Annotated in this window: 19 protein-coding genes; 5 read left to right on the top strand and 14 right to left on the bottom strand. The window is 63.9% G+C overall.

Annotation, left to right across the window (positions count from 1 at the left end; genetic code table 11):
- Positions 1-23: 23 nt before the first annotated feature.
- The 3 genes from GST84_15510 to GST84_15500 all read right to left on the bottom strand — a co-directional run bounded on the left by GST84_15510 (position 24) and on the right by GST84_15500 (position 4,423).
- Positions 24-1,292, bottom strand: a complete 1,269-nt coding sequence (locus tag GST84_15510) for a carbohydrate porin (GenBank protein ID XGB13659.1) — start codon at positions 1,290-1,292, stop codon at positions 24-26.
- A gap of 100 nt (positions 1,293-1,392) precedes the next feature.
- A complete protein-coding gene (locus GST84_15505) occupies positions 1,393-3,810 on the bottom strand; it encodes a membrane-bound PQQ-dependent dehydrogenase, glucose/quinate/shikimate family (GenBank protein ID XGB13658.1) in 2,418 nt (805 codons plus the stop codon).
- 262 nt (positions 3,811-4,072) lie between these two features.
- The gene (locus GST84_15500; GenBank protein XGB13657.1) at positions 4,073-4,423 is read right to left on the bottom strand and encodes a cupin; all 351 of its coding nucleotides are present in this window, start codon (positions 4,421-4,423) and stop codon (positions 4,073-4,075) included.
- Between the two features lie 117 nt (positions 4,424-4,540).
- Between GST84_15500 and GST84_15495 the strand changes: the two genes are divergently transcribed.
- Both GST84_15495 and GST84_15490 read left to right on the top strand, forming a co-directional pair.
- Positions 4,541-5,446: a LysR family transcriptional regulator gene (locus GST84_15495; protein XGB13656.1), complete on the top strand. Its 906-nt coding sequence runs from the start codon at positions 4,541-4,543 to the stop codon at positions 5,444-5,446.
- Between the two features lie 106 nt (positions 5,447-5,552).
- Positions 5,553-6,752, top strand: coding sequence for an MFS transporter (locus GST84_15490; GenBank protein XGB13655.1), 1,200 nt, complete (start codon positions 5,553-5,555; stop codon positions 6,750-6,752).
- Positions 6,753-6,800: 48 nt separating this feature from the next.
- Here the strand turns inward: GST84_15490 and GST84_15485 are convergent, their stop codons facing one another.
- Positions 6,801-7,412 carry a LysE family transporter gene (locus tag GST84_15485; GenBank protein ID XGB13654.1) on the bottom strand — a complete coding sequence of 204 codons (612 nt, stop codon included), beginning with the start codon at positions 7,410-7,412 and terminating at the stop codon, positions 6,801-6,803.
- 104 nt (positions 7,413-7,516) lie between these two features.
- On the opposite strand from GST84_15485, the gene GST84_15480 reads away from it, so the two are divergent.
- A complete protein-coding gene (locus tag GST84_15480; protein XGB13653.1) occupies positions 7,517-8,494 on the top strand; it encodes a helix-turn-helix domain-containing protein in 978 nt (325 codons plus the stop codon).
- 1 nt (position 8,495) lies between these two features.
- Here the strand turns inward: GST84_15480 and GST84_15475 are convergent, their stop codons facing one another.
- The 7 genes from GST84_15475 to GST84_15445 form a co-directional block, all read right to left on the bottom strand.
- Positions 8,496-9,347, bottom strand: a complete 852-nt coding sequence (locus GST84_15475) for a CAP domain-containing protein (protein ID XGB13652.1) — start codon at positions 9,345-9,347, stop codon at positions 8,496-8,498.
- Between the two features lie 206 nt (positions 9,348-9,553).
- On the bottom strand, positions 9,554-10,165 hold the full coding sequence (locus tag GST84_15470) for a cell wall hydrolase (GenBank protein ID XGB13651.1): 612 nt from the start codon (positions 10,163-10,165) through the stop codon (positions 9,554-9,556).
- A gap of 34 nt (positions 10,166-10,199) precedes the next feature.
- Positions 10,200-11,117, bottom strand: a complete 918-nt coding sequence (locus GST84_15465) for an AEC family transporter (GenBank protein XGB13650.1) — start codon at positions 11,115-11,117, stop codon at positions 10,200-10,202.
- A gap of 135 nt (positions 11,118-11,252) precedes the next feature.
- Positions 11,253-12,116, bottom strand: a complete 864-nt coding sequence (locus GST84_15460; GenBank protein XGB13649.1) for a LysR family transcriptional regulator — start codon at positions 12,114-12,116, stop codon at positions 11,253-11,255.
- A 93-nt stretch (positions 12,117-12,209) separates the two neighbouring features.
- Complete coding sequence (locus GST84_15455) at positions 12,210-13,058, bottom strand: ABC transporter permease subunit (protein ID XGB13648.1); 849 nt, start codon at positions 13,056-13,058, stop codon at positions 12,210-12,212.
- Positions 13,055-14,071: an ABC transporter substrate-binding protein gene (locus tag GST84_15450; GenBank protein ID XGB13647.1), complete on the bottom strand. Its 1,017-nt coding sequence runs from the start codon at positions 14,069-14,071 to the stop codon at positions 13,055-13,057. The genes GST84_15455 and GST84_15450 overlap by 4 nt, the downstream gene beginning before the upstream one ends.
- Positions 14,072-14,166: 95 nt before the next feature.
- On the bottom strand, positions 14,167-16,311 hold the full coding sequence (locus tag GST84_15445; GenBank protein ID XGB13646.1) for a HAMP domain-containing protein: 2,145 nt from the start codon (positions 16,309-16,311) through the stop codon (positions 14,167-14,169).
- A gap of 247 nt (positions 16,312-16,558) precedes the next feature.
- Between GST84_15445 and GST84_15440 the strand changes: the two genes are divergently transcribed.
- Positions 16,559-17,878 carry a TRAP transporter large permease subunit gene (locus GST84_15440; protein XGB13645.1) on the top strand — a complete coding sequence of 440 codons (1,320 nt, stop codon included), beginning with the start codon at positions 16,559-16,561 and terminating at the stop codon, positions 17,876-17,878.
- Between the two features lie 13 nt (positions 17,879-17,891).
- On the opposite strand, the gene GST84_15435 is transcribed toward GST84_15440, so the two are convergent.
- The 3 genes from GST84_15435 to GST84_15425 all read right to left on the bottom strand — a co-directional run bounded on the left by GST84_15435 (position 17,892) and on the right by GST84_15425 (position 22,657).
- Positions 17,892-18,899 carry a DUF4880 domain-containing protein gene (locus tag GST84_15435; protein ID XGB13644.1) on the bottom strand — a complete coding sequence of 336 codons (1,008 nt, stop codon included), beginning with the start codon at positions 18,897-18,899 and terminating at the stop codon, positions 17,892-17,894.
- A gap of 273 nt (positions 18,900-19,172) precedes the next feature.
- Positions 19,173-20,942 carry an acyl-CoA dehydrogenase gene (locus GST84_15430; GenBank protein ID XGB13643.1) on the bottom strand — a complete coding sequence of 590 codons (1,770 nt, stop codon included), beginning with the start codon at positions 20,940-20,942 and terminating at the stop codon, positions 19,173-19,175.
- A 92-nt stretch (positions 20,943-21,034) separates the two neighbouring features.
- On the bottom strand, positions 21,035-22,657 hold the full coding sequence (locus GST84_15425; GenBank protein XGB13642.1) for an AMP-binding protein: 1,623 nt from the start codon (positions 22,655-22,657) through the stop codon (positions 21,035-21,037).
- 195 nt (positions 22,658-22,852) lie between these two features.
- On the opposite strand from GST84_15425, the gene GST84_15420 reads away from it, so the two are divergent.
- The gene (locus GST84_15420; GenBank protein XGB13641.1) at positions 22,853-24,259 is read left to right on the top strand and encodes a PAS domain S-box protein; all 1,407 of its coding nucleotides are present in this window, start codon (positions 22,853-22,855) and stop codon (positions 24,257-24,259) included.
- Positions 24,260-24,261 lie beyond the last annotated feature (2 nt).

The following is a 24,261-nucleotide window of genomic DNA, read 5'->3' as shown; positions in this document are numbered from 1 at the left end:
GGCCGCAGCGCGGCCCCGGTGACTCAGAAGGTCGCCTTGACCTGCAGGCCAACCACCAGTGCGTTGTCGATGTCTTTGCCCGAAAACGCCCCTGGCTCGATGATGTATTGCACATCCGGGCGCAGGTTCAGCCATGGCGTGGCCTGGTAGCCGTAGCTCAGTTCGATCAACTGCTCGGCGCTGTCGATATCCGGGAACTGCTGGCCCGCGTTGAAAGCGGCATCTTCCAGCACGTCGCGGCTACGCGGGTTGGGCACGGCCCGGCCGTAACCCAGTGCCACGGTATCCTTCGGGCGGCCTTCGAACGGTTTGTACAGCACCACGCCGGCGCCATACCACTTGGTGAACGGCGAAGCGGCCTTGCTCGACGCCGAGTACTGGCCGAAGGCGTGCAGGCTTCGGCCTGGGGAGGCCTGGTCGTTCCACACTGCCTGGTCGACCAACAGGTAATGGCCACCTCGGCCGGACACTTCATCGTCGCTGCCGATGCGTTTCACATCGGAGCTGTCGTAGTAGTAGCCCAGCTTGTACTCACCTGGCAGTTCACCTTGCAGCTTGTAGATAAGCTCTACCGGTACCACGGTGCCGGTGGTGTGCTTGGGCCCCAGGTGCCAGGCGCGGCTGGAGTTGCCGTTGCTTTCGGGGTCAACGTTGAACGCCGCCACGCGCAGTTGCCAGGCAGGCGACAGGTCGTACTTCACCCGCACACCGAGGTGGGCGTTGGGGTAGTTGGCCCAGCCACTGCCGCCGGACATGTTCAGCGGGTGGCCGCAAAAGCCGGCGTTCATGAAATTGCACAGGATGCCGCTGTCCAGGCCGCCGAGGTCGTTGCCCATGGCCATGTAGCCGAGCTTGACGTTGAGCGCCGGGGTGAACAGCGTGCGCTCGTAGCTCAGCTCGGTCAGGCGGGTGTAGAGGCCGCCGTAGTTTTCCTGGATCGGCAGGCGGTTGCCTACCAGGTCTTCCGAGGCGCTGTTACCGCGGCGGTCGTTGATGGTCAGCTGGACCTTGCCGCCGTTGTCCAGGCCGTACAGTTTCGACAGGTCGAACTGCACGCCCAGCTTGACGTTCTGCGAATAGCGCGCCGAGCGGTGCAGGCCACCATGGGCGTTGTAGGCGGTTTCACCGCTGTAGTCGCCGGTGATCTTGACGCCGTCTTCTTCGAGTTGATGGCGCAGGCCGCCCCAGTCACCGGTCAGGGTGCTGCGGGTCAGCAGGTCGTCGTTGGCAAGGGCAGTGGTGCTGGCCAGGGCCAGCAGCAGGGTGGGGGTGATGCGAATTGCGGATGGCATTACAGAATCTCGGATTGTCTTTGAGGGGCATTCGCGGGCAAGCCCGCTCCTACAGGGGCCTTGTAGGAGCGGGCTTGCCCGCGAAGCAGGCGACGCGGTCTTACGGCAGAGCGTAAGAAATCACGTAGTCGCCACGATCAGTCGACTGGCGTGCACCGCCAGCAGTGATCACCACGTATTGCTTGCCGGTTTTCGGCGAGACGTAGGTCATCGGGCCGCCCTGGCTGCCAACGGGCAGGCGAGCCTTCCAGATTTCCTTGCCATTGCTGCTGTCGTAGGCGCGCAGGTAGAAGTCCTGGGTGCCGGCGATGAACACCAGGCCGCCTTGGGTCGACAGGGTGCCGCCCAGCGTTGGCAGGCCGATCTTGATCGGCAGGTGCATGCGGATGCCGAGCGGGCCGGTGTCTTCAACGGTGCCGACCGGTACCTGCCAGGCTACCTGGCGGGTCTTCATGTCGATGGCGGTCAGGGTGCCGAACGGCGGTGCCTGGCATGGAATGCCTGCGACCGACAGGAAGCGGTTCTTGTTCACGGCATACGGGGTGCCCTTGAGCGGTACCGCGCCCATGCCAGTGTTCAGTGCTTCGCCACCGGATGCTGCACCACCTTTGTTCTGCGAAGGAATCATCTGGATCCACAGGCCCAGACGCATGTCGTTGACGAAGATGAAGCCATGTACCGGGTCGGTAGAAATGCTGCCCCAGTTCATGCCACCCAGCGAACCCGGGAAGCTCAGCGACAGGTCGGTGCCCGGCGCGGTGTACAGGCCGTCGTAGCGCATCTTCTTGAAGTCGATGCGGCACAGCAGCTGGTCGTAAGGGGTGGCACCCCACATGTCCGATTCGGTCAGGGTCTGCGCGCCAATCTGCGGCATGCCCACCGACTTGGGCTGGGTAGCGGAGTACGGCTCGTTCGGGATGTTGCTTGGCTTGACCGGTACTTCGTCGACCTGGGTCAGCGGTTTGCCGGTGGCGCGGTCGAGCACGTAGATCTGCCCGGCCTTGGTGCCGATCACCACGGCAGGTACCGACTGGCCGTCGTCCTTGGTGAAGTCGATCAGGCTTGGCTGCATGGGCAGGTCGAAGTCCCAGAGGTCGTTGTGCACGGTCTGGAACACCCACTTCTGGTTGCCGGTGGTGGCGTCCAGGGCCAGCACCGAAGCGCCGTAAGTGTGGTCCAGTTTGCTGCGCTCTACGCCGTAGATGTCAGTGGACGACGAACCCATCGGCAGGAACACGGTGTTCATCGCCGGGTCGTAGGACATCGGCGCCCAGCTGTTCGGGGTGCTGCGCACGTAGGTGCTGTCGGCCTGTGGTGCCTGGCGATCTTCCGGGTTGCCCGGGTCGAAGGCCCAGCGCATTTCACCGGTGATCACGTCAAAACCACGGATCACGCCACCTGGCATGTCGGTCTGGACGTTGTCGGCAACACGGCCGCCGACCACTACGGTAGTGCCGGCCATCAGTGGTGCCGAGGACAGCTGGTAGTAGGAGTCCGGTACATCACCCAGGCCGGCCTTGAGGTCAACCTGGCCATTGTTGCCGAAGCCCTGGCAGAACTCGCCGTTGTCGGCGTCGACGGCAATCAGGCGGCCGTCGATGGTGTTGGTCAGCAGGCGACGCTGGCAGTTGGCACCGGCCGCTACGCTAACGCTGGTGATCGGCGAGCTGTTCGGCTGGGTTGGCTGGGCGATGGCGGCAGTGGCGTCGAAGTAGGCCATGCCACGGCAACGCTGCCAGACCTTGGACTGGGCGTTGATTTCGTTCTTCCACAGTTCTTTGCCGGTGTCGGCATCGAGTGCGATCAGGTTGTTGTGCGGGGTGCAGATGAACACCTTGCTGCCGATCTGCAGCGGGGTGAGCTGGTCTTCGGCACCGTTGCCGTCACTGATCGCGACGTCGCCGGTGTGGTAGGTCCACGCTACCTTCAGCTTGTTGACGTTGTCACGGTTGATCTGGTCAAGCGCGGCGAAGCGGCTGCCACCTTCGGTGTTGCCGTAGTGGGCCCAGTCTTTCTGTTCCTTGCCGGTTTCGACTGGGGTCATGCCAGGGCCTTTGCCGTTGGGAGCAACGCTTGGGTGGGCAACGAACATGTTGCCGACAGCGACCACCAGCACCACGGCCATTACCCCGGCGACGCCGTAGGCACCGCGCCCGGCGCTGGCGCCATTGGCACGCGCCAGCAGCGGGTAGACCAGCGCCACGACCATGCCGATTGCGCCGAACATGAACAGGCGCGAGAACAGCGGCCAGAACACCAGGCCCGCATCGATCAGTGCCCAGATGGCAGTGCCGATCAAGAACACGGCATACAGCCAGGCGCCAGCCCTCTTGCGCCGAGCAATGAGGACACCGGCGATGGCCATGGCCAAGCCGCCGATCAGGAAGTACCAGGAACCGCCCAGACCGGCGAGCTTGACGCCGCCAGCAGCCAGGAGGAGGCCGAGCAGGGCGATGATCACGCCCAGGCCGACCAGGATGAAGTGTGTGGCGCCAGAGGCGCGCGGTGTTTCTTTCATGCCAGGGATCTCAGCAGGTGGAATGCGCGCAGTTTAAGCCCTTAGCTTGCTAATTAACAAGTTGGTACATAATTGAGCGAGGCTGATTGTCGCAGGGCTGAACTTACGAAGATGTGGCTAAAAGTATAGATAAGGTGCTGAAAAGCGCATTGAACGGGGCGTTTATGAGGCCTCTTCGATTTGTATTCATGCTTTGGTGGTAAGCCCAACCTTGCACGGCGACGGGGCAACTGCGCCTTGTGCACGGGCAGGCATGGCCCCTTCATGCCGGCCATGGGGTGCTGCTGCTATAGAACACCGCGAGCCAGATGGTGGCTGTGCCGGGCGCGGTCCATTCCACGCGGTGGCGGTGGTGCGGGGGGATGTCCAGGCAATCGCCCGGCGCCAGCAGGCGGGTGTGGCGCTCGTGCTCGAAACGCAGGGCGGCAGCCCCCCTGAGCAACATGATCCACTCGCCTTCGGCCTGGTCGTACCAGAAGCCGGGTGGGCTTGCCTGCCCGCTGGAGACGATACGCTCCACGCGTATGCCCGGGCGGCTGAGCAATTCGTCGACACGTTCGGCGCTGGCGGGATCGCAGGGCGGCAGGGCGGTCAGCAGGTTGTTCAGGGTCATGGCAAGCCTCCTTGGAATTGGGTTGATTTCACTATGGACGCAATCGCCTTGGCGCGCGCTGCTTGACCCGCCCGGCTGTTTGTAAGAACTTTCCGGTTTTTGGAAGACGGGCTGAACATGGACAAGCTGCTGGCGATGAAAATGTTCGTGGCCACTGTCGATGCCCAAGGCTTTTCTGCTGCCGCGCGCAGGCTAGGGCTGGCGACATCGTCGGTGACACGTCTGGTCGATGCCCTGGAAGCGTCGTTGGGCGCCACCTTGCTCAACCGTTCGACGCGCCAGGTCAGCCTGACCGAAGCCGGCGCCCGTTACTACGAGCGGGCACGGGGCATTTTTGAAGCACTGGACGAGGCTGATGCCAGCATCGCCGATCGCGGCGAGGAGCCTGTTGGTGTACTGCGCCTGAGCCTGCCCGTGGAGTTCGGCAGGCGGGTCATCGCCCCGCACCTGGGGCCGTTTCTGGCGAAGCACCCGGCACTGGAACTGGACATCGACCTCAGCGACCGCCTGGACGACTTGCTTGACGGGCGCTATGACCTGTCGATTCGCCTGGGCGACCCCTCGCCCAATGACGAGCTGGTGTGCCGCCGGCTCGGCGGTTTTCAGCGTTGGCTGGTGGCCAGCCCGGCCTACCTGGCCGGGCGTGAGCCTCTGCAGCATCCCCGGGAGTTGCTTGACCATGCCTGCCTGCGCTTTCGCTATGGGCAGAAAGCGCGCCCCTGGCGCCTGACCTGTGGCCAGGACAGCCTGGAGCTGGATGTAAGCGGGCCATTGCGCAGCGCCAATGCCGACATGTTGCGTGAAACGGCACTGGCAGGCAGTGGTATCGCACTGCTGGCCGACTGGCTGGTACGCGAGGATGTGCTGGCGGGGCGCCTGCAGCGGGTTTTCCCCGACTGGCAGGCCAGCCCTGGCACGGCCAATAGCAGCATCAACGCCTTGTACATGCCCAACCACCGGGGCTCACGGCGGGTAAACGCATTCATCGACTTTTGCGAAAATTTGCTCATACGCGGCAACTAGTGTTGCGCTGTGCGCAAAGCCGCATTGCGCCACCGCCGGATTCTCGGCGATGTCGTGCATGGGTAAGGTGGCCAGCATCTCCCCATCCCTTGTCGAGGAACTTCGCATGAACCCCTCCCTTGCGACAGCGCAACCGGCAGCCGCCAGCCTGAGCCGGGCTCTGGTAGTGCTGCTGGCGTTCTGCTGCGGCGCGATCGTCGCCAACATCTACTACGCCCAGCCCATCGTCGGGCTGATCGCCCCGGACCTGGGGTTGTCCACCGAGCATGCCAGCCTGATCGTTTCTCTCACTCAGCTGGGATATGCCCTGGGCCTGTTGTTGCTGGTACCGCTGGCCGACCTGCTGGAAAACCGCCGCCTGATGGTGGGCACCGCGGTCCTGGCCTGCGTCAGCCTGCTGCTGGCGGGTACCAGCAGCAGCGGCCAGGGCCAGCTGTTCCTGGGTTACGCACTGCTGATCGGCTTCAGTTCAGTGTCGGTGCAGATGCTCATCCCGCTGGCAGCGCATCTGGCGCCGGAGCAGCAGCGTGGTCGTGTGGTTGGTAACATCATGGGCGGCTTGCTGCTGGGCATCCTGCTGGCGCGACCGCTGTCGAGCCTGGTGGCCGACCACTTCGGCTGGCGTGCGGTGTTCATTGGCGCCGCAGGGGTAATGCTGGCGATCATCCTGCTGCTGGTGTTGACCTTGCCGCAGCGGCGTCCCGAGCACAAAGCCAGCTATGCCGGGTTGATGCTGTCGCTGCTCACACTGCTGCGTCGTTATCCGCTGTTGCGCCAGCGTTCGTTTTACCAGGCACTGATGTTTGCAGCGTTCAGCCTTTACTGGACGGCGGTGCCGATGGCGCTTGCCGGTGAGCATGGCCTGTCACAAAGCCAGATCGCTGTGTTCGCCCTTGTCGGCGCGGTGGGTGCCGTTGCTGCGCCCATGGCCGGCCGCCTGGCCGATGCCGGGCATGCCCGGGCCGGCTCGCTGCTGGCGCTGTTGCTGGCGCCAGCGGCCTTGTTGCTGGGGCTGACAGTGCCGGGTTACAGCGTGATTGGCCTGGGCCTTACCGGCGTGTTGCTGGACTTTGCGGTGCAGATGAACATGGTCATCGGCCAGCGCGAAGTGTACGCACTGGACCCTGCCAGCCGCGGGCGGCTGAATGCGGTGTACATGACCAGCATTTTCCTTGGCGGGGCGCTGGGGTCGGCGGTGGCCAGTGCGCTGTTCAGCCAGTTTGGCTGGCAGGGTGTGGCACTGGTGGGGGCGGGGTTGCCGGGTGTAGCGCTGGTTGTGTTTCTACTCAAGGCACGCCGGGGTTGAACCGGTACGCGATGGAGGGCACGGGCTTCGCCCGTGTTCGCGGGCCCGCTATCGGCCAAGCGGCAGCGCCAGGCCAATCAAGGCAAACAGGCTGCCGCAGCAGCGATTGAAACCTTTACCTCCCTTGGCCAGCCAAGGGCGAATGCGAAACGCCAGGCGTGCCAGCAAATACTCGACCAGGAACTCGACGCTGGCAAAGGTCGCGGCCATCACAGCGAACTGCAGCAGTAGCCCTCGCTGTGGGTCGATGAACTGCGGCAGGAAGGCACCATAGAACAGCAAAACCTTGGGGTTGGCCATGGCCGAAAGCAGGCCCTGGCGAAACAGCCCGGCATTGCCGCGCCGCGCGCTTTGCTCGGTCAGTTCCAGCTGCAGGCCTGGGCTGCGCCACAGTTGAATGCCCAGCCAGATCAAATAAGCCCCACCCACCCACTTCAGTACGCCCAGCACCGACGCCGAGGTTTGGAGCAGTGCGCTGAGGCCGAACATGGCCAAGGCGATGAGGGCGCTGAAACCCAATACCCCGCCCACGATGGTGAACAGCGTTCGTCGTGCGCCATATAGCGCGCCATGGGTCAACGCCAACAGGCTGTTAGGCCCCGGGGTCAGCGACAGACCGATGCTGGCCAGCAGGTAGATGAGCCAGGTGTCCAGTGCCATGCTGAAAAATACCTTGTTCGAGAGAGGGCGCCAGTCTATGGCGCAACGCTCAAGCTGGAAGAGTATTATCTGGTCATAAAAGGGTCTTTTCTGGACGTGGTTTCATGCCGCCCGACATCCGCTTGCTGATCATGCCGTTACCGGATTTTGCCTTGCTGCCGTTTGGCGCCTTTCTCGACAAATTGCGCTTCAGCGCCGACGACGAGGACTACAGCCAGCAACGCTATTGCAGCTGGACGGTGGCGGGGCTCAGCCTTGAGCCGATACCGTCGAGCAGTGGCGCGGTACTGCAGGTCGAGGCCATTGCTGATCAGCTCGAGCTGAACTGTTTCGACTACCTGGTGGTGTTTGGCGGCCGCAGTGCCATGGCCACCGCAGCGCTGGCGCCACGTTACCAGGCTTTGCTCAGGCAGGCCGCCAAGGCGGGTGTCAAGCTGGTGGGGGTCGACAATGGCGCCTTCCTGCTGGCGGCCTGCGGCCTGCTGCAGGGGCACAAGGTGGTGGTGCACTGGCGTCACGAAGCCGAGTTTCGTGCTGCTTTTCCGCAGTTGCAGCTGCTGAGCGAGCAGTTGTACTGCATCGATGGCAATCGCATCACCTGCGCCGGTGGCACTGCCGCCATAGACCTGGCCGTTGCCCTACTTTCACGCGCTTGCGGGCGAACGCGTGCGCTCAAAGGGCTGGCTGACATGCTGGTGGACGAGACCCGCGACAGCCGTCACGCCTTGCGCTCGCTGGAGCTGGGTGCCGGTCAGGGGCGCCAGGTGCAGCGGGCGCAAGCACTGATGCGTCATCACCTGGGCACGCCGTTGGCCGTGGAGCAACTGGCTGCGGAACTGGGCATCAGCCGGCGTCAACTGGACCGGCAGTTCCAGGCCAGCCACGGCATGAGCACCAAGGCCTGGTGGCTGGAGATGCGCTTGCAGCAGGCGCGCTGGCGTTTACTCAACTCCAGCCACAGCCTGGCGCAGATTGCCGATGAGGTGGGCCTGGGGGATGCCAGCTACCTTGGCAAATGCGTGCGGCGTCGGTTTGGTTGTACGGCCTTGCAGTTGCGTGCAGGCAATTGCCCCTTCACGTGACCTACTGCGGCGTCCCGAACACGCCTGTCCAGTAGATCCCGGCATCACTCTTGGGGTCCACCGCATAGGCAGCGCCCAGTTCACGGAAAGCCGGATTCATCAGCGTGGCGCAGTGCCCCGGGCTGTCCAGCCAGCCGTTGACGACCTTTTGCGCTGTGTCACGCCCGGCAGTGATATTTTCGCCGATCTGCTGGTACAGGTATCCGGCCAGTTCCGCCCGGTCACCGGGTGTGCGGCCATCTTTATCGATGTGGTCGAAGAAGTTCTGGTTGGCCATCGCCCGTGTGTGGTTGGCGGCGACCCCGGCCAGCACTGTGCTCCAGCTGAGTGCCGGGGCGGCGGCAAACGGCTGGCCGCCGCATTGCCGTGGCACCTTGCGCGCGGCGTTGACCTCCTGCAGCACCTTCTGCCCCTCGGCTTGCCAGTCGCCCAGGCGGCCGGTGAGCAGCGGCCGTGCCAGCACGATGCGCCAGTCGCGGCCCTCCTGGCTGACGCCGATATCGACGAATTGCGGATCGAGCACCACCTGGCAGAAGCTTTCCTCAATGGCATGCATGGCGGCGCGTGCATCGCGTGGCCCCGACAGGCTGATGGCCTGGACGCTGACCATTGGGTAGGCGGCGCGGGTCATGGCCTGTTGCAGGTCGCGGGTGCCCTCTGGCGACAGCGCCAGGCGTGTGTCGCTGTTGAGCGGCGGCAGTTCCAGCGACGCCCCGCCACCGCAGGGCTGGGCCTTGCTGCGGTAGACATTGATCGAATCGATCAACTGCGCCTCTTCGCCGGTGGCTGCCAGCGCCCCGGTCGAAACGACCAGGCCCAGTGACAAGGCGACAACGGATGTCAGGACGCGCATGTGGATCTCCCTATGACTGGCAGCGTCGTGGTGTGCGCTGCTCATCCTACACAAGCCCGCGGCTTTTGGCCCGAGGTCGTGCAAGGCAATGAAAACGCCGGCAATCGTTACTGGCGGCAAAAGAGGGAGTAGACCCCTGGCCGGTGGAAAAGTGCGGTCAGTTGCCAGTCATTCGCATCGGGCCAGCGTTGTCAGCCGTTTACGCGTCAATGGGCCAATGCCTGGTTCGGCTTGTAGAACAGGAAGTGGGTGGTCTGCGCGGTCTTGCGATAAGCCTTGGCCCAGTCGGGGCGCACCGTGCGGTCGTGGAAGTACAACGCACCGCCGGTGGGGTCTTTCAACTGCTGGTTCAGCGCCTTGCGTGCGATCTCTTTGGCAACGTCGTAGCGTTGCGGTTCCTCGACCTGGTCCGGGCGCCCGTCACACCACCATGAGAACTGACAGGCCTTGGTCTCCACACCCTGTTTGACTACCGCGCAGATGGTGTCGGGAAAGCCATCGTGGCCCAGGCGGTTGAGCACCACACTGGCCACTGCGGTCATGTCTTTGGCGTCGGCGCCTTTGGCTTCCCAGTAGATGGTACGTGCCAGGCAGGTGATGCTGTCATCCAGCGGCGCCTTGCCAGCCGGGTCCACTGCCTGCGCTTCGCCGGGGGTCAGTTTCTCCGCTTTTTTGGGGGGAGGTGCATCTTCAACGACCTTTTCTTCAAGCATTTCGGCCTTGTCCTCGGCAACGGCGGCTTTGGCCGGGTCAGCGGCATGCAGGGGGCCTGCGAGCAGGGCCGAGGTCAAGCCGATCAGCATGCAGTAAAGGCGCATGGGCGAACTACCAGGCGGTGGGCAGAATTTCAGTCTAGCCAAGCGTAAGCATTAACACCAAAGGCAGGGTAGCGGCGGCGGCCACGGTCTGCAGGGCGATGATGGTGGCCATCAGTGGCGCATTGCCGCCCATTTGCCGGGCCATGACATAAGATGACGAAGCGGTGGGCAGCGCCTGGAACAACACCGCCACCACCGCAGCCTGGCCACTCAGGCCGAGCAGCCGGCAAAGGCCCCAGGTGGTCAGTGGCATGACCAGGAACTTGAACGCCGATGCTGCCATCAGCGGCCGCACCTGCTGGCCGAGGCTGGCGCCACCCAGTGCTGCGCCGACACACAGCAAACCCAGAGGCAGGGCGGCGTGGCCCAAGGCCTTGACCGTGGCGTCGATACCGGCTGGCAAGCCCAGCCCCGAGACCCGTAGCATCAGCCCGCCAGCGCAGCCGACGATCAACGGGTTGGCGAAGATCGCCCGAAGCACTGTGGCAGGGGAACTGTGACGGGCGCTGAAGCGGGCAAACACCAGCACGCAGAGCAGGTTGACCAAGGGCACGATGGCTGCGTTGGCCACCGCCGCCAGGGCAATACCGGCGCTGCCATAGATGCCCGCAGCCAGGGTGGCACCAATGTAGTTGTTGAAGCGGATACCGCCCTGAAACACCGAGGTGAAATCGGCACCATCATGATTTGCCGTGCCCTGATACAGCACCAGCAATAAGGCACCGACCAAGGTTGAGAGCATCAGGGCACCTGCCATGCCCAGCACCGGTATGCCATCGAGGTTGGCGGTGGCCAGCCCATGAAGGAACAGCGACGGCAGCAGGACGTAGTAGCTCAGGCGCTCGGCGCCAGGCCAGAAGCTCTCGGCAAGAAAACCGCGAATACGCAGGAAGGTACCCAGGGCAATGAGCAGGATGATGGGTAGCAGGGTGGTCAGCAGCAAGTGCAGCATGGTCAGCATTCCGTAGTCGGGTACGGGCATAGACTACGGGTGCGGATCAATCGGTAAAAACGTTGTTTTCTTCAGTGACCATTGAGGAAAAATGCATGTTGGTGGGCGCATACCGCGCTTTCGAGCAGCCTGGCTTCAGGCTTCCAGGGCGGTCTTCAACACCGCACTCAAATGCCGCCGCTGGCTTTTTTCATGCTCCAGCAACACCACCCGCCGGGTCAGCTGCGGCTCGCCGAACGGCAGGCAGGTGGCGGGTGGCAAGCGTTGCAGGTCATCGTCCGCCATGGGGATAACCGCCACACCCAGGCCCATCACCGCCATGCGCGCCAGGGCTTCCTGGCTGTCCAGTTCCATCAGTTCGCTCACCTGCATATGCTGGCGGCGTAGCTCCTGCTCGATCTGGCGGCCAGCCCAGGCACGCTTGTCGAAGCGCAGGAAAGGCTGGCTGGCCAGCAACTGCGGCACGCTATACCCGGCCAGTTCAGGGCTGGCAATGGCCCAGAAACGGTCCTCGAACAGCGGTGTAAAGTCCAGGTTCTGCGGGTAAGGGCTGACCGGTTCGGTGGTGATCGCTGCATCGAGCTCACCGTCTTCCACGCGCCGCGCCAGCTCCGCCGACATGCCCGAGGCTACGCTGATGTGTAGCTGCGGGTGGTGAGCCTTGATCCACACCAGCGCCTTGGGCAAACGCCGCGCCAGCACCGTGTGGATCGCCCCCAGGCGCAAGCGGCCGCGCAGGCTCGGGCCGCTGGCCAGGGCATCGGCCAGTTCGTCATAGGCAGCCAGAAGGCTCTCGGCGCGGGCCACCGCCAACTGGCCGGCTTCGGTCAGCACCACCTGCCTGCGGCTACGGTCGAACAAGGCCACCTTCAGTTCGTCTTCGAGGGTTTTGATGTGCAGGCTGACCGCCGAAGGGGTGAGGCTGAGCAGGTCGGCGGCGCGGGCAAAGGTGCCGTGGCGGGCGATGGTCACCAAGGTGCGCAGGGCTTTCAGGGACATGCGGTTGAGGTCCGGTTCTCAGCTGACAGAAACGTATTGTCAGGCCCGGCCCTCTCGCAGCACAAGGCTGCTCCCAGGCACTGGCGACACGGCTCAGCGATTGCTACGCCCATAGGCCTGGCTGATCCTGTCGATCACCATCGCCAGGGCGACAATTGCCAGCCCGGCCTCCACCCCTTGGCCAACATTCAAGGTCTGGATCCCCGCCAGCACATCCTCGCCCAACCCACGGGCGCCGATCATCGACGCCACGACTACCATCGACAAGGCCATCATCACCGACTGGTTAAGCCCGGCCATGATACTTGGCAGCGCCAAGGGCAGGGCGATGCGCCGCAACCGCTGCCAACGGCTGGCGCCAAGGCCGTGTGCCGCCTGTAACAGCGAGGGGTCGATCTGGCTCAAGCCCAGTTCGGTCAACCGCACCAGCGGCGGCAGGGCGTAGATCAGCGTGGCGAACACGGCAGGCACCTTGCCCAGGCCAAACAGCATCAGCACCGGGATCAGGTAAACGAACGCAGGTAGCGTCTGCATCACATCGAGTACTGGCAACAGCAGCCGTCTGGCCAGCGGGCGGGTGGCCAGCAGGATGCCCAGCGGTACCCCCACCAGTACGCACAGGCCGGTACTGACCAGCACCAGAGCCAGGGTCTGCAGCAGCTTGTCCCAGAGCCCGAGCATACCGATCAGGGCCAGCAGCGCGACCAGCACGGCGCTGCGCAGCAGGCTGCGGCTGGCGTGCCAGGCCAGCAGCCCCACCAGCAGCAACAGCAGCCACCAAGGCAACAGACGCAGCAGGTTCTCCAGGCCGACCAGCAGTTGCAGCAACTGGTCAGAAAAACCGCGCAGGTGGTCGCCGTAGTTCAATACCAACCAGTCGACCAGGCGGTTGACGCTGTCGGCAAAGGAAAACTGCAGGGTTTGCGGGAAACCGCTGCTCACAGGCTGGCCTCGACCTTGGCGGCGATGTCCGCCGGCAGCCAGGCTTTCCACACCTCGCGGTTATCGCGCAGGAAGGTGAGGGCGGCTTTGCGCGGGGGCGTGCGTTTTTCGCTCATGACGGCCAGGGCCTTGTTCAGGCGATCGATGGGCAGGTTGACCTGTTCGAACACGCTGACCAGGTCTGGGTAGTTTTCGCGGAAGGCTTTGGACACGCCAATCGACAACTTTGCCGGCAGCGAGCGGCTGCCCTTCGGGTTGGGATTGGCGGGGTCGGTGAGGGTGGCCCAGGCCTGGGCATCGAACGGTGGCTCTTCCAGCCGGATGAGCTTGTAGCGCCCCATCAGCGGGGTCGGGTTCCAGTAGTAGAACAGCACGGGTTTGCCACGGCGGATTGCCGAACCGATCTCGGCGTCCATCGCGGCACCGGAGCCACTGCGGAAGTTGCTGTAGAGCCCATCCAGGCCATAGGCCTTGAGCTTCTGGCTGTTGACGGTTTCAGACGTCCAGCCGCTCGGGCTGTTGAGAAAGCGCCCTTTACCGGGCGATTCGGGGTCAGAAAAAACCTGCGGGTAACGCTTGAGGTCCTCGACACTGTGCAGCTCCGGCGCCACGGGTTTCAGATTGCGTGCGGCATCGCCCTCGATCACATAGGCCGGTACCCACCAACCTTCCTCTGCGTTTTTGACCGTATCGCCCAGTGCGAACACCTGGCCGGCCTGTTCGGCCTTGACCCAGGCAGGGCTGCGCCCGGCCCATTCCTCGGCGATCACTTGCAGGTCATTGCGCGCCAGGGCCACCTCCATGCTGACCGTGCTGCCAGGCAGGGTGTCGGTACGGTAGCCGTAGCCGCGCTCAACGATCAGCCGCAGGATCTCGGTCGTGAGGGCGCCGCTTTCCCAGCCGATGGCACCAAAATGGATAGGTGAAGGCTGTTCTGCCGATGCGGCGCTGTCGGTGCTGGCCAGGCCCACCGTCAACAGCAGCCCGGCCAGCAGCGCTGGAATTCTCTTCATGTAAACCTCGTCGTTCGCCACCCCTTGGCAGTGGGGGCAAGTGTAGACGACGAGGTTTTGTCGGTTTCAGGGCCACTGGCGTGGCCCCGTTTGCTTCAGACGCGGAACTGGTCCATCAGCGCTTGCTGCTGGTTGGCCAGGCTGTTCAGCGACTGGCTGACCCGCGCCGACTCGTTGGCCTGGCCAGACAGTGATTCAGTGACATCACGAATGGTCGCCACGTTGCTGTTGATTTCCTCGGCTACCGCGCTTTGCTCCTCGGCGGCAGAGGCAATCTGCAGGTTCATGTCGGTGATCACCGTCACCGCCTGGCCAATGCGCTGCAATGCCGTGACGGCTTGGCCGACCTGCTCCACGCCACCTTGGGCCTGGCGGTGGCTGTGGTCCATGGCGCCGACCACTTCGCGGGTGCCGTTCTGCAGTGCTTCGATGACCTGACGAGTTTCTTCCACCGACTCCTGAGTGCGCTGGGCCAGGTTGCGCACCTCATCGGCGACCACGGCAAAGCCACGGCCGGCCTCACCGGCGCGGGCAGCTTCGATGGCAGCGTTGAGCGCCAGCAGGTTGGTCTGTTCGGCGATCGAGCGGATCACTTCCAGTACCGAGCCGATCTTCTCGCTGTTCTGCGCCAGGCCTTCTATTTCGGCCATGGTGTCGCTCATGTTGGCGGCCAGTGCACCAATGCTGCTGGTGGTGCGGTCGATTACCGCCAAGCCCTCGCGGGTGGCCTGGTCGGCATCGCGTGCCGCCTGTGCCGCCTGGGCGGCGCTGCGGGCAACGTCCTGGGCGGTGGCGCTCATTTCATGCGAGGCGGTGGCCACCTGGTCGACTTGGCGGTACTGCTGCTCCATGCCGGCGCTGGTTTCAGTGGCAATCGCCGAGGATTGGTCGGCCGTGCCTCGGGCGGCCTGCACCGAGCTTTTGACCTCGGCGATGGTTGGCTGCAATTTGTCGAGGAAGCGGTTGAACCAGCCGGCCAGTTCGCCCAGTTCGTCTTGTTTCTGGTAGGTCAGGCGACGGGTCAGGTCGCCTTCGCCGCTGGCAATGTCCTTGAGCATGGCGGCCACGCCAAGGATTGGCCGGGTAACGCCGCGGGCCATCAGCCACACCAGCAGCAGGCCGGCAATGGCTGCGGCCAGGCCCAGGCTCAGTTCCAGCAGGGTGCCACTGGTGTTGAGCGCGTCAAGTTCCTGCTTCAGGGTTTCGGCCGGCCCGGTCAGGGCGTTTTCCGGCACATCCAGCAACACGCCCCAGGGCTGGGCGTCCGGGATTGGCCGGAATGCCGCCAGCACTTTCAAGCGCTGGCGGTCGTGGAGGATAGTCAGTTTGCCATCGGCCAGCTTGCGCACCAGCTCGGCGCCTTTGGTCGGGTCTACCTGGTCGAAGCGCTGGGCAAGCTTGCTGGCATCGGCGCTGTAGCCTGCCAGCAGGCCGACCGGGGTAAGAATGCCGACCGTGGTGCGGCCTTCGTAAAGGCTGTGGCTGGCCTCCTGGCTCAGTGCCTGCAGGCTGTTGAGGTTGATGTCGATGGACAGGGTGGCAATGATCTTGCCGTTGACCGCCAGCGGGAACACGATGCTGGTCATCAGCACCTGCTGGCCGTCGATGTCGTAGAAGTAGGGCTCCACCACACACACCTTGCCGGATGTGCGAGGGCACACCCACCAGGTGTTGGCCGGCTGGCCGCTGGGGCCGATCTCGGTGTTGGCCATGTCATGTTCGGGCAGGGCCATCGAGGTCAGCTGGCCAGCGCGTGGCTGCGACCAGTACAGGGCAAAGCGCCCGGTTTCGTTGCTGCCCAGTTCTGCCTTGCCGGCAAACAGGCTGTCCTTGTCGTCCAGGGCATTGGGCTCGAACACCAGTGACAGGCCGAGCAGGTCGGGGTTGGCTTGCAGTGCGGCGCGCACCTGGCGGGTCATGTCCTCGCGCAGGTCGAAGGCATCGAGAAAGCGCTTTTCGGCCTGCTCGCGGAGGAACAGTACCTGGCGGGCGAAGCCGGCGCCGTACTGGTAGGCATCCATGAACTGGCGGCGAATGTTCAGCGCTTGCACTTCACCTTGTGATTCGATACGTGACTGCGCCGCCTCGGTCAGCATCTGCATGCTGCTGGCCTTGACCAGGTCCGAACTGTGATCCATGCGGTACAGCGACAGGCCGACGAGCAAGGTGACGATACCGGCCAGACAGAGACCGGCGAGCAGGGTGATTTTCCACTGGATGGAAAGTTGTCGCAAAGGCATGGGGGCGGATCCCTTTTTGGCAGTAAGGGTTATGGCTTTATTTGCGGTGGGGCGGGGAGGCGCCAAAGCTCTCCAGCCAGGCACCTCGCTGCCTCCCACAGTATCGGCCTATGCCGTTTTTTCTTTATTCAAACATTCAATTTAAATTCGGCCACCCGTTGACGCGCTGCATCAAGGCGCTTTTGACATCTGCCGCCTACTGCTTCAGAGTTCGCGCTTTTTTCTGTCGTAATGAGGTAAGCCAACCATGAATGCAGTGATCGCCGCGGTCGGCATCATGCTGATACTCAGCCTGTCCCGCGTGCACGTGGTCATCGCCCTGATCATCGGCGCCCTGGTCGGTGGGCTGGTGGGCGGCCTGGGTATCGAAGGCACGCTCAAAGCCTTCAACGGTGGCCTAGGTGGTGGTGCCACGGTGGCTTTGTCTTATGCACTGCTGGGTGCCTTTGCCGTGGCAATCGCCAAGTCTGGCCTGGCTCATGCGCTGGCCGACCGCGCCCTGGCCATGATCGACCGGCGAGGGGACGCCAAGGGTGGCAAGGTCAAGTGGCTGATGATCGGCCTGATGCTGGTGGTGGCCGTGTCGTCCCAGAACATCCTGCCTATCCACATTGCCTTCATCCCGCTGCTGGTGCCGCCTCTGTTGTACGTGTTGACGCGCCTGCGCATCGACCGCCGGCTGATCGCCTGTGTAATCACCTTTGGCCTGATCACCCCGTACATGTTCCTGCCGGCGGGCTTCGGCAATATCTTCCTCAACGAGATCCTGCTGGCCAACGTTGCCCGCGCAGGTGTCGATGTGAGCGGCGTCAACGTCACCCACGCCATGGCCATCCCGGCAGCCGGCATGCTCGTCGGCCTTCTGGTGGCGGTGTTCATCAGCTACCGCAAGAAGCGCGACTACGACCTGACGCGCATCCAGCAGGTGGAGCAGGTGAGCGTGCAGTACAACCCGCTGACCTTGCTGGTGGCCGGGCTGGCGATCGCTTCAGCCTTCATCGTTCAGCTGTTGCTGGACTCGATGATCATCGGCGCCATGGTCGGTTTCCTGATCTTCTCGCTGTCGGGCATCGTCAAGTGGAAAGATACCGACGACCTGTTCACCGAAGGCATGAAAATGATGGCCATGATCGGCTTCATCATGATTACCGCGTCCGGCTTTGCCGAGGTGATGAAGGCCACCGGTGAGGTGATGAGCCTGGTGGAAACCTCGGCGCAGTGGATCGACCACAGCAAGGGCATCGGTGCCTTGCTGATGCTGCTGGTAGGCCTTTTGGTGACGATGGGGATCGGCTCGTCGTTCTCCACCGTGCCGATCCTGGCCGCGATCTTCGTGCCACTGTGCGTGCAACTGGGCTTCGACCCGTTGGCCACGGTGTGCATCATCGGTACTGCCGGTGCATTGGGCGATGCGGGTTCGCCGGCCTCTGACTCGACCCTGGGCCCAACCTCGGGCCTGAACGTGGATGGCCAGCATCACCACATCTGGGACACCGTGGTGCCGACCTTCATCCATTACAACTTGCCGTTGATGGCGTTCGGCTGGTTGGCAGCGATGACCTTGTAAGGCGGGGAGGGCGTCAGCCCTTGTCGGGCGGCGGCGAGATGCGATTGAGCACGGTGCTGCCGTCCTTGCTGCGGGTCAGGTAGACCGGTAGGACTTTGGGCAGGTTGTTGACCAGGCGCCCCACGTCACGGGTGTTGTAGATGCCGCTGATGCGGATACGGCCGGTGCTGGCATCGGCCAGCAGCAGCGGGGCGTCGAGGTAGCGGTTGATCACCGGCAGTGCCTGTTCCAGGCTCAGGTTGTCGAGCACCAGCTTGCCGCTGCGCCATGCCAGGCTGTTGCCATAGTCTTCGCTCTGCTCCAGCTGCGGCTCGAAGTCGCCCTTGTGGTAACTGGCCTGCATGCCAGGGCCAAGGCGGTAGCCACCGGCACTGCCCTCACTGGACACCAGCACTGAACCTTCCACCAGGGTGACCTTCACCTGGTCTTGGTACTTCCACACGTTGAACTGGGTGCCGGTGACCCGGGTCTGGCCACTGCCGGCACGCACGATGAACGGGTGGCTGCTGTCGTGTCGCACCTTGAAGAACGCCTCGCCGCGTTTGAGCGTGACCTGGCGCTGGTCCTTGTAGTTGAGGAAGGTGAGCTCGGTGTGGAGGTTGAGCTGTACCGTGCTGCCGTCGCTGAGCTCCACGGTCTGCATGCGGTCACTGGCTTCGAAGTGCTGGTAGTGGTTGGGCAACCAGCCCTGTTCCCACCCCATCCAGCCGGCCAGCGGCAGCACTGCCAGGGCGATGGCTGCAGCAGACGCCAGTGGCCGCCAGTTGCGAGGGCGGGCGGCGTGTTTGACGGGTGGGTTGAAGTCGATGACGGTGGCGCTGCGCGGCAGCAGGTCGGCGGTTTGCCAGATTTCCAGCATCGCCTGGTACTCTTCGGTATGCCGCGGGTCGGCCGCCAACCAGTCAGCGAATTCTTCATGCTCGGCCTGCGTGCAATCTTCGGCGTGAAGGCGCATGCACCAATGCGCTGCGGCGTCGGTGATGGCATCGTCTGGGTTGGGATTGAGGCGGTCGTGGTTCATTGCGGCTCCGGGTTTTGCGCATTCTACCCTTGCGGGAGGGCTCCCGAGAACCAATGTAATGGCGAATGACTATCAGTTGTGCCGGTTTTTCGTCGGATTAGCCATGGTTTTTCAGCGTTTGAGAACCCTTCGCGGGCACAAGACGATGTCTGCAATCGCTTCTGGAACGGGCTGATGCTGCGAAGAGGTCAGTGAGTACAGATTCGTTAGCCTGCACCGGCCTCTTCGCAGCACACGGCTGCGCCTGCAAAAAGCGCGTCAGTGACACATCGCTCAGAACTGTGCAGCCTCTAGCCCATAAAGGCTGCCACTGCCGGCCCGAATACTCGCCTCCAGCCCCAGCCCTCGCGGCAAGACCCGCTGGAAATAGAACGCCGCACACGCAAGCTTCGCGCCATGAAACGCCTCATCCTCCTCACGTTTGGCCAACGCCACCGCAGCCATCCGCGCCCACATATATGCGTACGCAGTCAGCCCGAACAGCTGCAGGTACTCAACCGCCACCGCGCTGACCAGGTTGGCATCTTCGCCTGCCTGCTCCCGCAGCCAGCTGCTGGTGGCCTCCAGCCGCGCCAGGCTCGCCTGCAGGTCCTCGCGGTACAAGGGCGCATCCACACTGAAGGCTCGCACTTCGCTGGCAAAGCTGGCCAACGCCTGACCATCGTCGGCCAGCACCTTGCGCCCCAGCAGATCAAGGGCCTGGATGCCGTTGGTGCCTTCATAGATCTGTGCAATGCGCACGTCTCGCACCCGTTGCTCCTGGCCCCATTCGCGGATGTAGCCATGACCGCCATACACCTGCTGGCCAAGCACGCAGCTTTCCAGACCGTTATCGGTGAAGAATGCCTTGGCCACCGGTGTCAGCAGTGCCACCAGGCGCTGGGCATGCTCGCGCTCGCCGGCGTCCTCGGCATAGCGTGCCACGTCCAGTTGCTGGCCAACGTAGACGGCGAACGCCCGACCTGCTTCGGTGAGGGTGCGCATGGTCAGCAGCATGCGCCGGACATCGCCATGGTGGATGATCGGGTCGGCCGCCTTGTCGTGTGCCCGCGGGCCAGTCGCTGCGCGGCTCTGCAGGCGCTCGTTGGCGTAGCGGGCGGCGCTCTGGTAGGAGGCTTCGGCACAACCGATGCCTTGTATGCCGATGGACAGGCGTTCGTAGTTCATCATGGTGAACATCGCTGCCAGGCCCTTGTTCGGCTCGCCCACCAGGTAACCGATGGCACCATCAAAGTTCATGACACAGGTCGCCGAGGCCTTGATGCCCATCTTGTGTTCGATCGAGCCACAGTGGACAGCGTTGCGCGCGCCCAGACGGCCATCGGCCTCGACCAGGAATTTGGGCACCAGGAACAGCGATATACCTTTGGCACCGGCGGGCGCATCCGGCAGTTTGGCCAACACCAGGTGGACGATGTTCTCGGTCAGGTCCTGCTCGCCGCCGGTAATGAAGATCTTGCTGCCACTGATGCGCACGCTGCCATCGGCCTGGGGCTCGGCGCGGGTGCGGATCAGCCCCAGGTCAGTGCCGGCATGGGGTTCGGTCAGGCACATGGTACCGGCCCAGCGGCCTTCATACAGCGGTGGCAGGTAAGTGGCCTTGAGGGTTTCGCTGGCGTGGGCATCGATCGCCAGGCAACTGCCGGCGCTCAACGCCGAATACAGGCTGAAGCTGCAGTCAGCGGCGTAGAGCATCTCTTCGAACAGCACGCCGAGCATCTTTGGCATGCCCATGCCGCCGTGTTCCGGGTTGCCGCCCAAGCCAACCCAGCCACCTTCGCGGTAGGTGTTCCAGGCCTCGCGGAAGCCATCAGGGGTGGTGACCTGGCCTGCGTCGAAGCACACACCTTGCTCGTCACCGTTGCGGCTGAGCGGGGCAATCAGCTGGCCGGTGACTTTGGCAGCTTCTTCGAGAATGGCGTCGGCAGTGTCGGCATCGATGCGTTCGGCCAGGGCGGGCAGGCGGGCCCACAGGTCCGAAGCGTTGAACACGTCATGCAGGACGAAGCGCATGTCGCGCAGGGGGGCGGAATAGGTGGTCATCGGCAGCTCTTGCAATAGTGGGGGATGGTTGGGCGTGCGCTGAACCTTCAGGCGCAGCCGTGTACTGCGCCTGAAGGGGAGCGGCTACGGCATCAGAGGGCCTTGGCCCGGTCGCGCAACACGTACTTCTGGATCTTGCCGGTCGAGGTCTTGGGCAGCTCGCCGAACACCACGGTCTTCGGCACCTTGAACCCGGCCAGGTGCTCGCGGCACCAACTGGTGATGTCGGCTTCACGGGTGTCCTCCCGGCCTGGCTTCAGGGCAACGAAGGCGCACGGGGTTTCCCCCCATTTTTCATCCGGGCGCGCCACCACGGCGGCTTCCAGCACTGCCGGATGCTTGTACAGGGCGTCTTCGACCTCGATGGTGGAGATGTTCTCGCCACCGGAAATGATGATGTCCTTTAGCCGGTCCTTGATCTCGATATAGCCGTCGGCATGCCACACGGCCAGGTCGCCGGTGTGGAACCAGCCGCCACGGAAGGCTTCGGCGGTGGCTTCAGGGTTTTTCAGGTAGCCCTTCATCACCGTGTTGCCGCGCATGAAGATTTCGCCCAGGGTATCGCCGTCGCGGGGCACCGGCTGAAGGGTTTGCGGGTCGGCGACCATCAGGCCATCGAGGGTCGGGTAGCGCACGCCTTGGCGAGACTTGATCCGGGCACGCTCTTCCAGCGAAAGCGCGTCCCATTCGTCATGCCAGGCACACACGGTCACCGGGCCGTAGACCTCGGTCAGCCCATAGGTGTGGGTGACCTTGATGCCCATTTGCTCCACAGCGCCGATGACCTTGGCCGGTGGTGCAGCGCCGGCGACCATGGCCTGCACCGGGTGCTCGATGGCTGCCTTGGCCGCCTCGGGCATGTTGACCAGCGCGTTGAGCACGATCGGCGCACCGCACAGGTGGCTGACTTTGTGCTCGCGGATCAGGGTCAGGATTTTCTGCGGGTCGACCCGGCGCAGGAACACATGGGTGCCGGCCAGCGCGGTGATGGTCCAGGGGTAGCACCAGCCGTTGCAGTGGAACATCGGCAGCGTCCACAGGTACACCGGGCGGTGGCCCATGGCCCAGGTCATCTGGTTGCCCAGTGCGTTCAGGTAGGCGCCACGGTGGTGGTAGACCACGCCCTTGGGGTTGCCGGTGGTGCCGGAGGTGTAGTTCAGTGATATGGCCTGCCATTCGTCATCGGGCCATTCCCAGGCAAATTCCGGGTCGCCTTCGTTGAGCAGGGCCTCATAGTCCAGCTGGCTGACCGCGCGGCCTTCGCCGTACTCCGGGTCATCCACATCAACCACCAGCGGCGGGTGTTCAAGCAGTGCCAGAGCACCTTCGATGACCGCATGGAACTCGCGGTCGGTGATCAGCACCTTGGCCTCGCCATGCTGCAGCATGAAGGCGATAGCCTCGGCATCCAGGCGCACGTTCAGGGTATTGAGCACAGCACCGGTCATGGGTACGCCAAAATGCGCCTCGAGCATGGTCGGGGTGTTGGGCAGCATCACTGCCACGGTGTCGCCGCGCCCAATGCCACGGCCGGCCAGGGCGCTGGCCAGGCGCCGACAGCGTTGGTAGGTTTCTTGCCAGTTGCGGCGGATGGCGCCGTGGATGACGGCCGGGTAGTTGCCGTAAACGGCAGCGGTGCGTTCGATGAAGCTCAGCGGGGTGAGGGCGACATGGTTGACGGCAGCGGGCATCAGGCCCTGGGCATAGATCGACATGCGGTAATCCTGTAAGGGAGGCAGACGCAGCCTGTGCACCTGGCCCCCGATGGCTGATTGTTAGCTCTGTTCAGGGTGCAGTAGGGGCGGACGGTGGGCCGCCCCCTCTGTCGCAGTTTTACGCGAGTCGCTATGGTATTAGGAATATCGACTATAGCAATATAGTAAAACTACTATAAAAACAGGCCGCCTACCGTGGATGACACTGCTTACCCCTTGCTCGCCAAAGACCCACAACCCAGTCTGTTGCTGGCCAGTGATGCAAGCCCGCTGGCACTCAACCCGGCACTGCAGGCCTGGGTCGCCGAAGGGCCTGAGCTGGCTTGCTGGCTGCCGGCCAATTGCGCTGCCCTGGTGCGTGCCTGTCTGCGCCAGCACCGGGCGATCAGCGAGGTCGAAGTGCAGGTCGGCGAACGTATCGTGCTGTGGACGTTCATGCCGGACAACCACGGCCAGCAGGTGCTGGGCCGCTGCCGTGATGCCAGCGAAGAGCGCCTCGGCGCACGCGAAGCCAGCCGCGCCCGGCGCCTGTATCGGTTGATCATCGAAAACACCACCGACCTGATTTCCCGGCACAGCCCCGATGGCCGCTTTCTCGATGCCTCACCGGCAGCCTACCGCCTGCTCGGCCTGTGGCCCGAACAACTGCGTGGCATGCCTGTACATACCCTGCTGCATCCGCGCGAACGGCGTCAGGTACTGCGCCAGGCCGCTGCCGCGCTGGACCAGGATGGCTACCACACCATGACCTGCCGGGTACGCCAGGCGACAGGCGACTACCGCTGGTTCGAAATCGCCAGCCGGGCGATCCGCGAGACCTACACGGGCGCGGTGGTGGAGGTGGTCAGCGTGTCCCGCGACATCACCTTGCGCATCGAAGCGCAGGAAAGCCTGGCTCACAGTGCCCGCCTCGCGACCCTGGGCGAGCTGGCCTCGGGCATCGCCCATGAAATCAATCAGCCACTGGCCGCCGTGGTCAACTATGCCAACGCCAGTCAGCGTTACCTGCAGGGCCTGGAACGTGACCCCCAGGCTCGCGATCGGGTAGGCCAGGGCCTGCAGCGTATCAGCGAACAGGCCACCCATGCCGCCGAAGTGATCCGCCGCCTGCGTGCCTTCCTGCGCAAGGGGCCGCGCCGCCTGGAGGCGCTGGATGTGGCCGAGCTGACTGGCGAAGCCATGCGCCTGTGCGCCTGGGAAGCCGCGCGGGACCAAGTGCAGGTGGAACTTCGCATGAGCGCTCAACTGCCCTTGGTGTATGCCGACCGGGTGCTGCTGGAGCAGGTGCTGCTCAACCTGCTGCGCAATGCCATCGATGCCAATCGCGAGCGGCAGGGGGAGCGGCCGTCACGTATCCTGCTCTGCGCTGCGCGCGATGGCGATGGGGTGCTGGTCGAGGTAGCCGACCAGGGCCCGGGCGTGGCACCGGAGCGGCTGGATGAAATCTTTACGCCGTTCACCACCAGCAAGGCCGACGGCCTGGGCTTGGGCTTGAGCATGAGCCGCAGCCTGATCGAAGGCTTTGGTGGCAGCCTGTGGGCGCGGGCGGGTGACAACGGCGGTCTGGTACTGTGCTGCCGGCTGGCGGTCAGCAGGGAATAAGG

The organism is Pseudomonas putida (genome assembly GCA_041879295.1).
Lineage (GTDB): Bacteria > Pseudomonadota > Gammaproteobacteria > Pseudomonadales > Pseudomonadaceae > Aquipseudomonas > Aquipseudomonas putida_Y.
The sequence above is the reverse complement of the archived record's forward strand: the minus strand, read 5'-3'. Positions and strand labels throughout refer to the sequence as shown.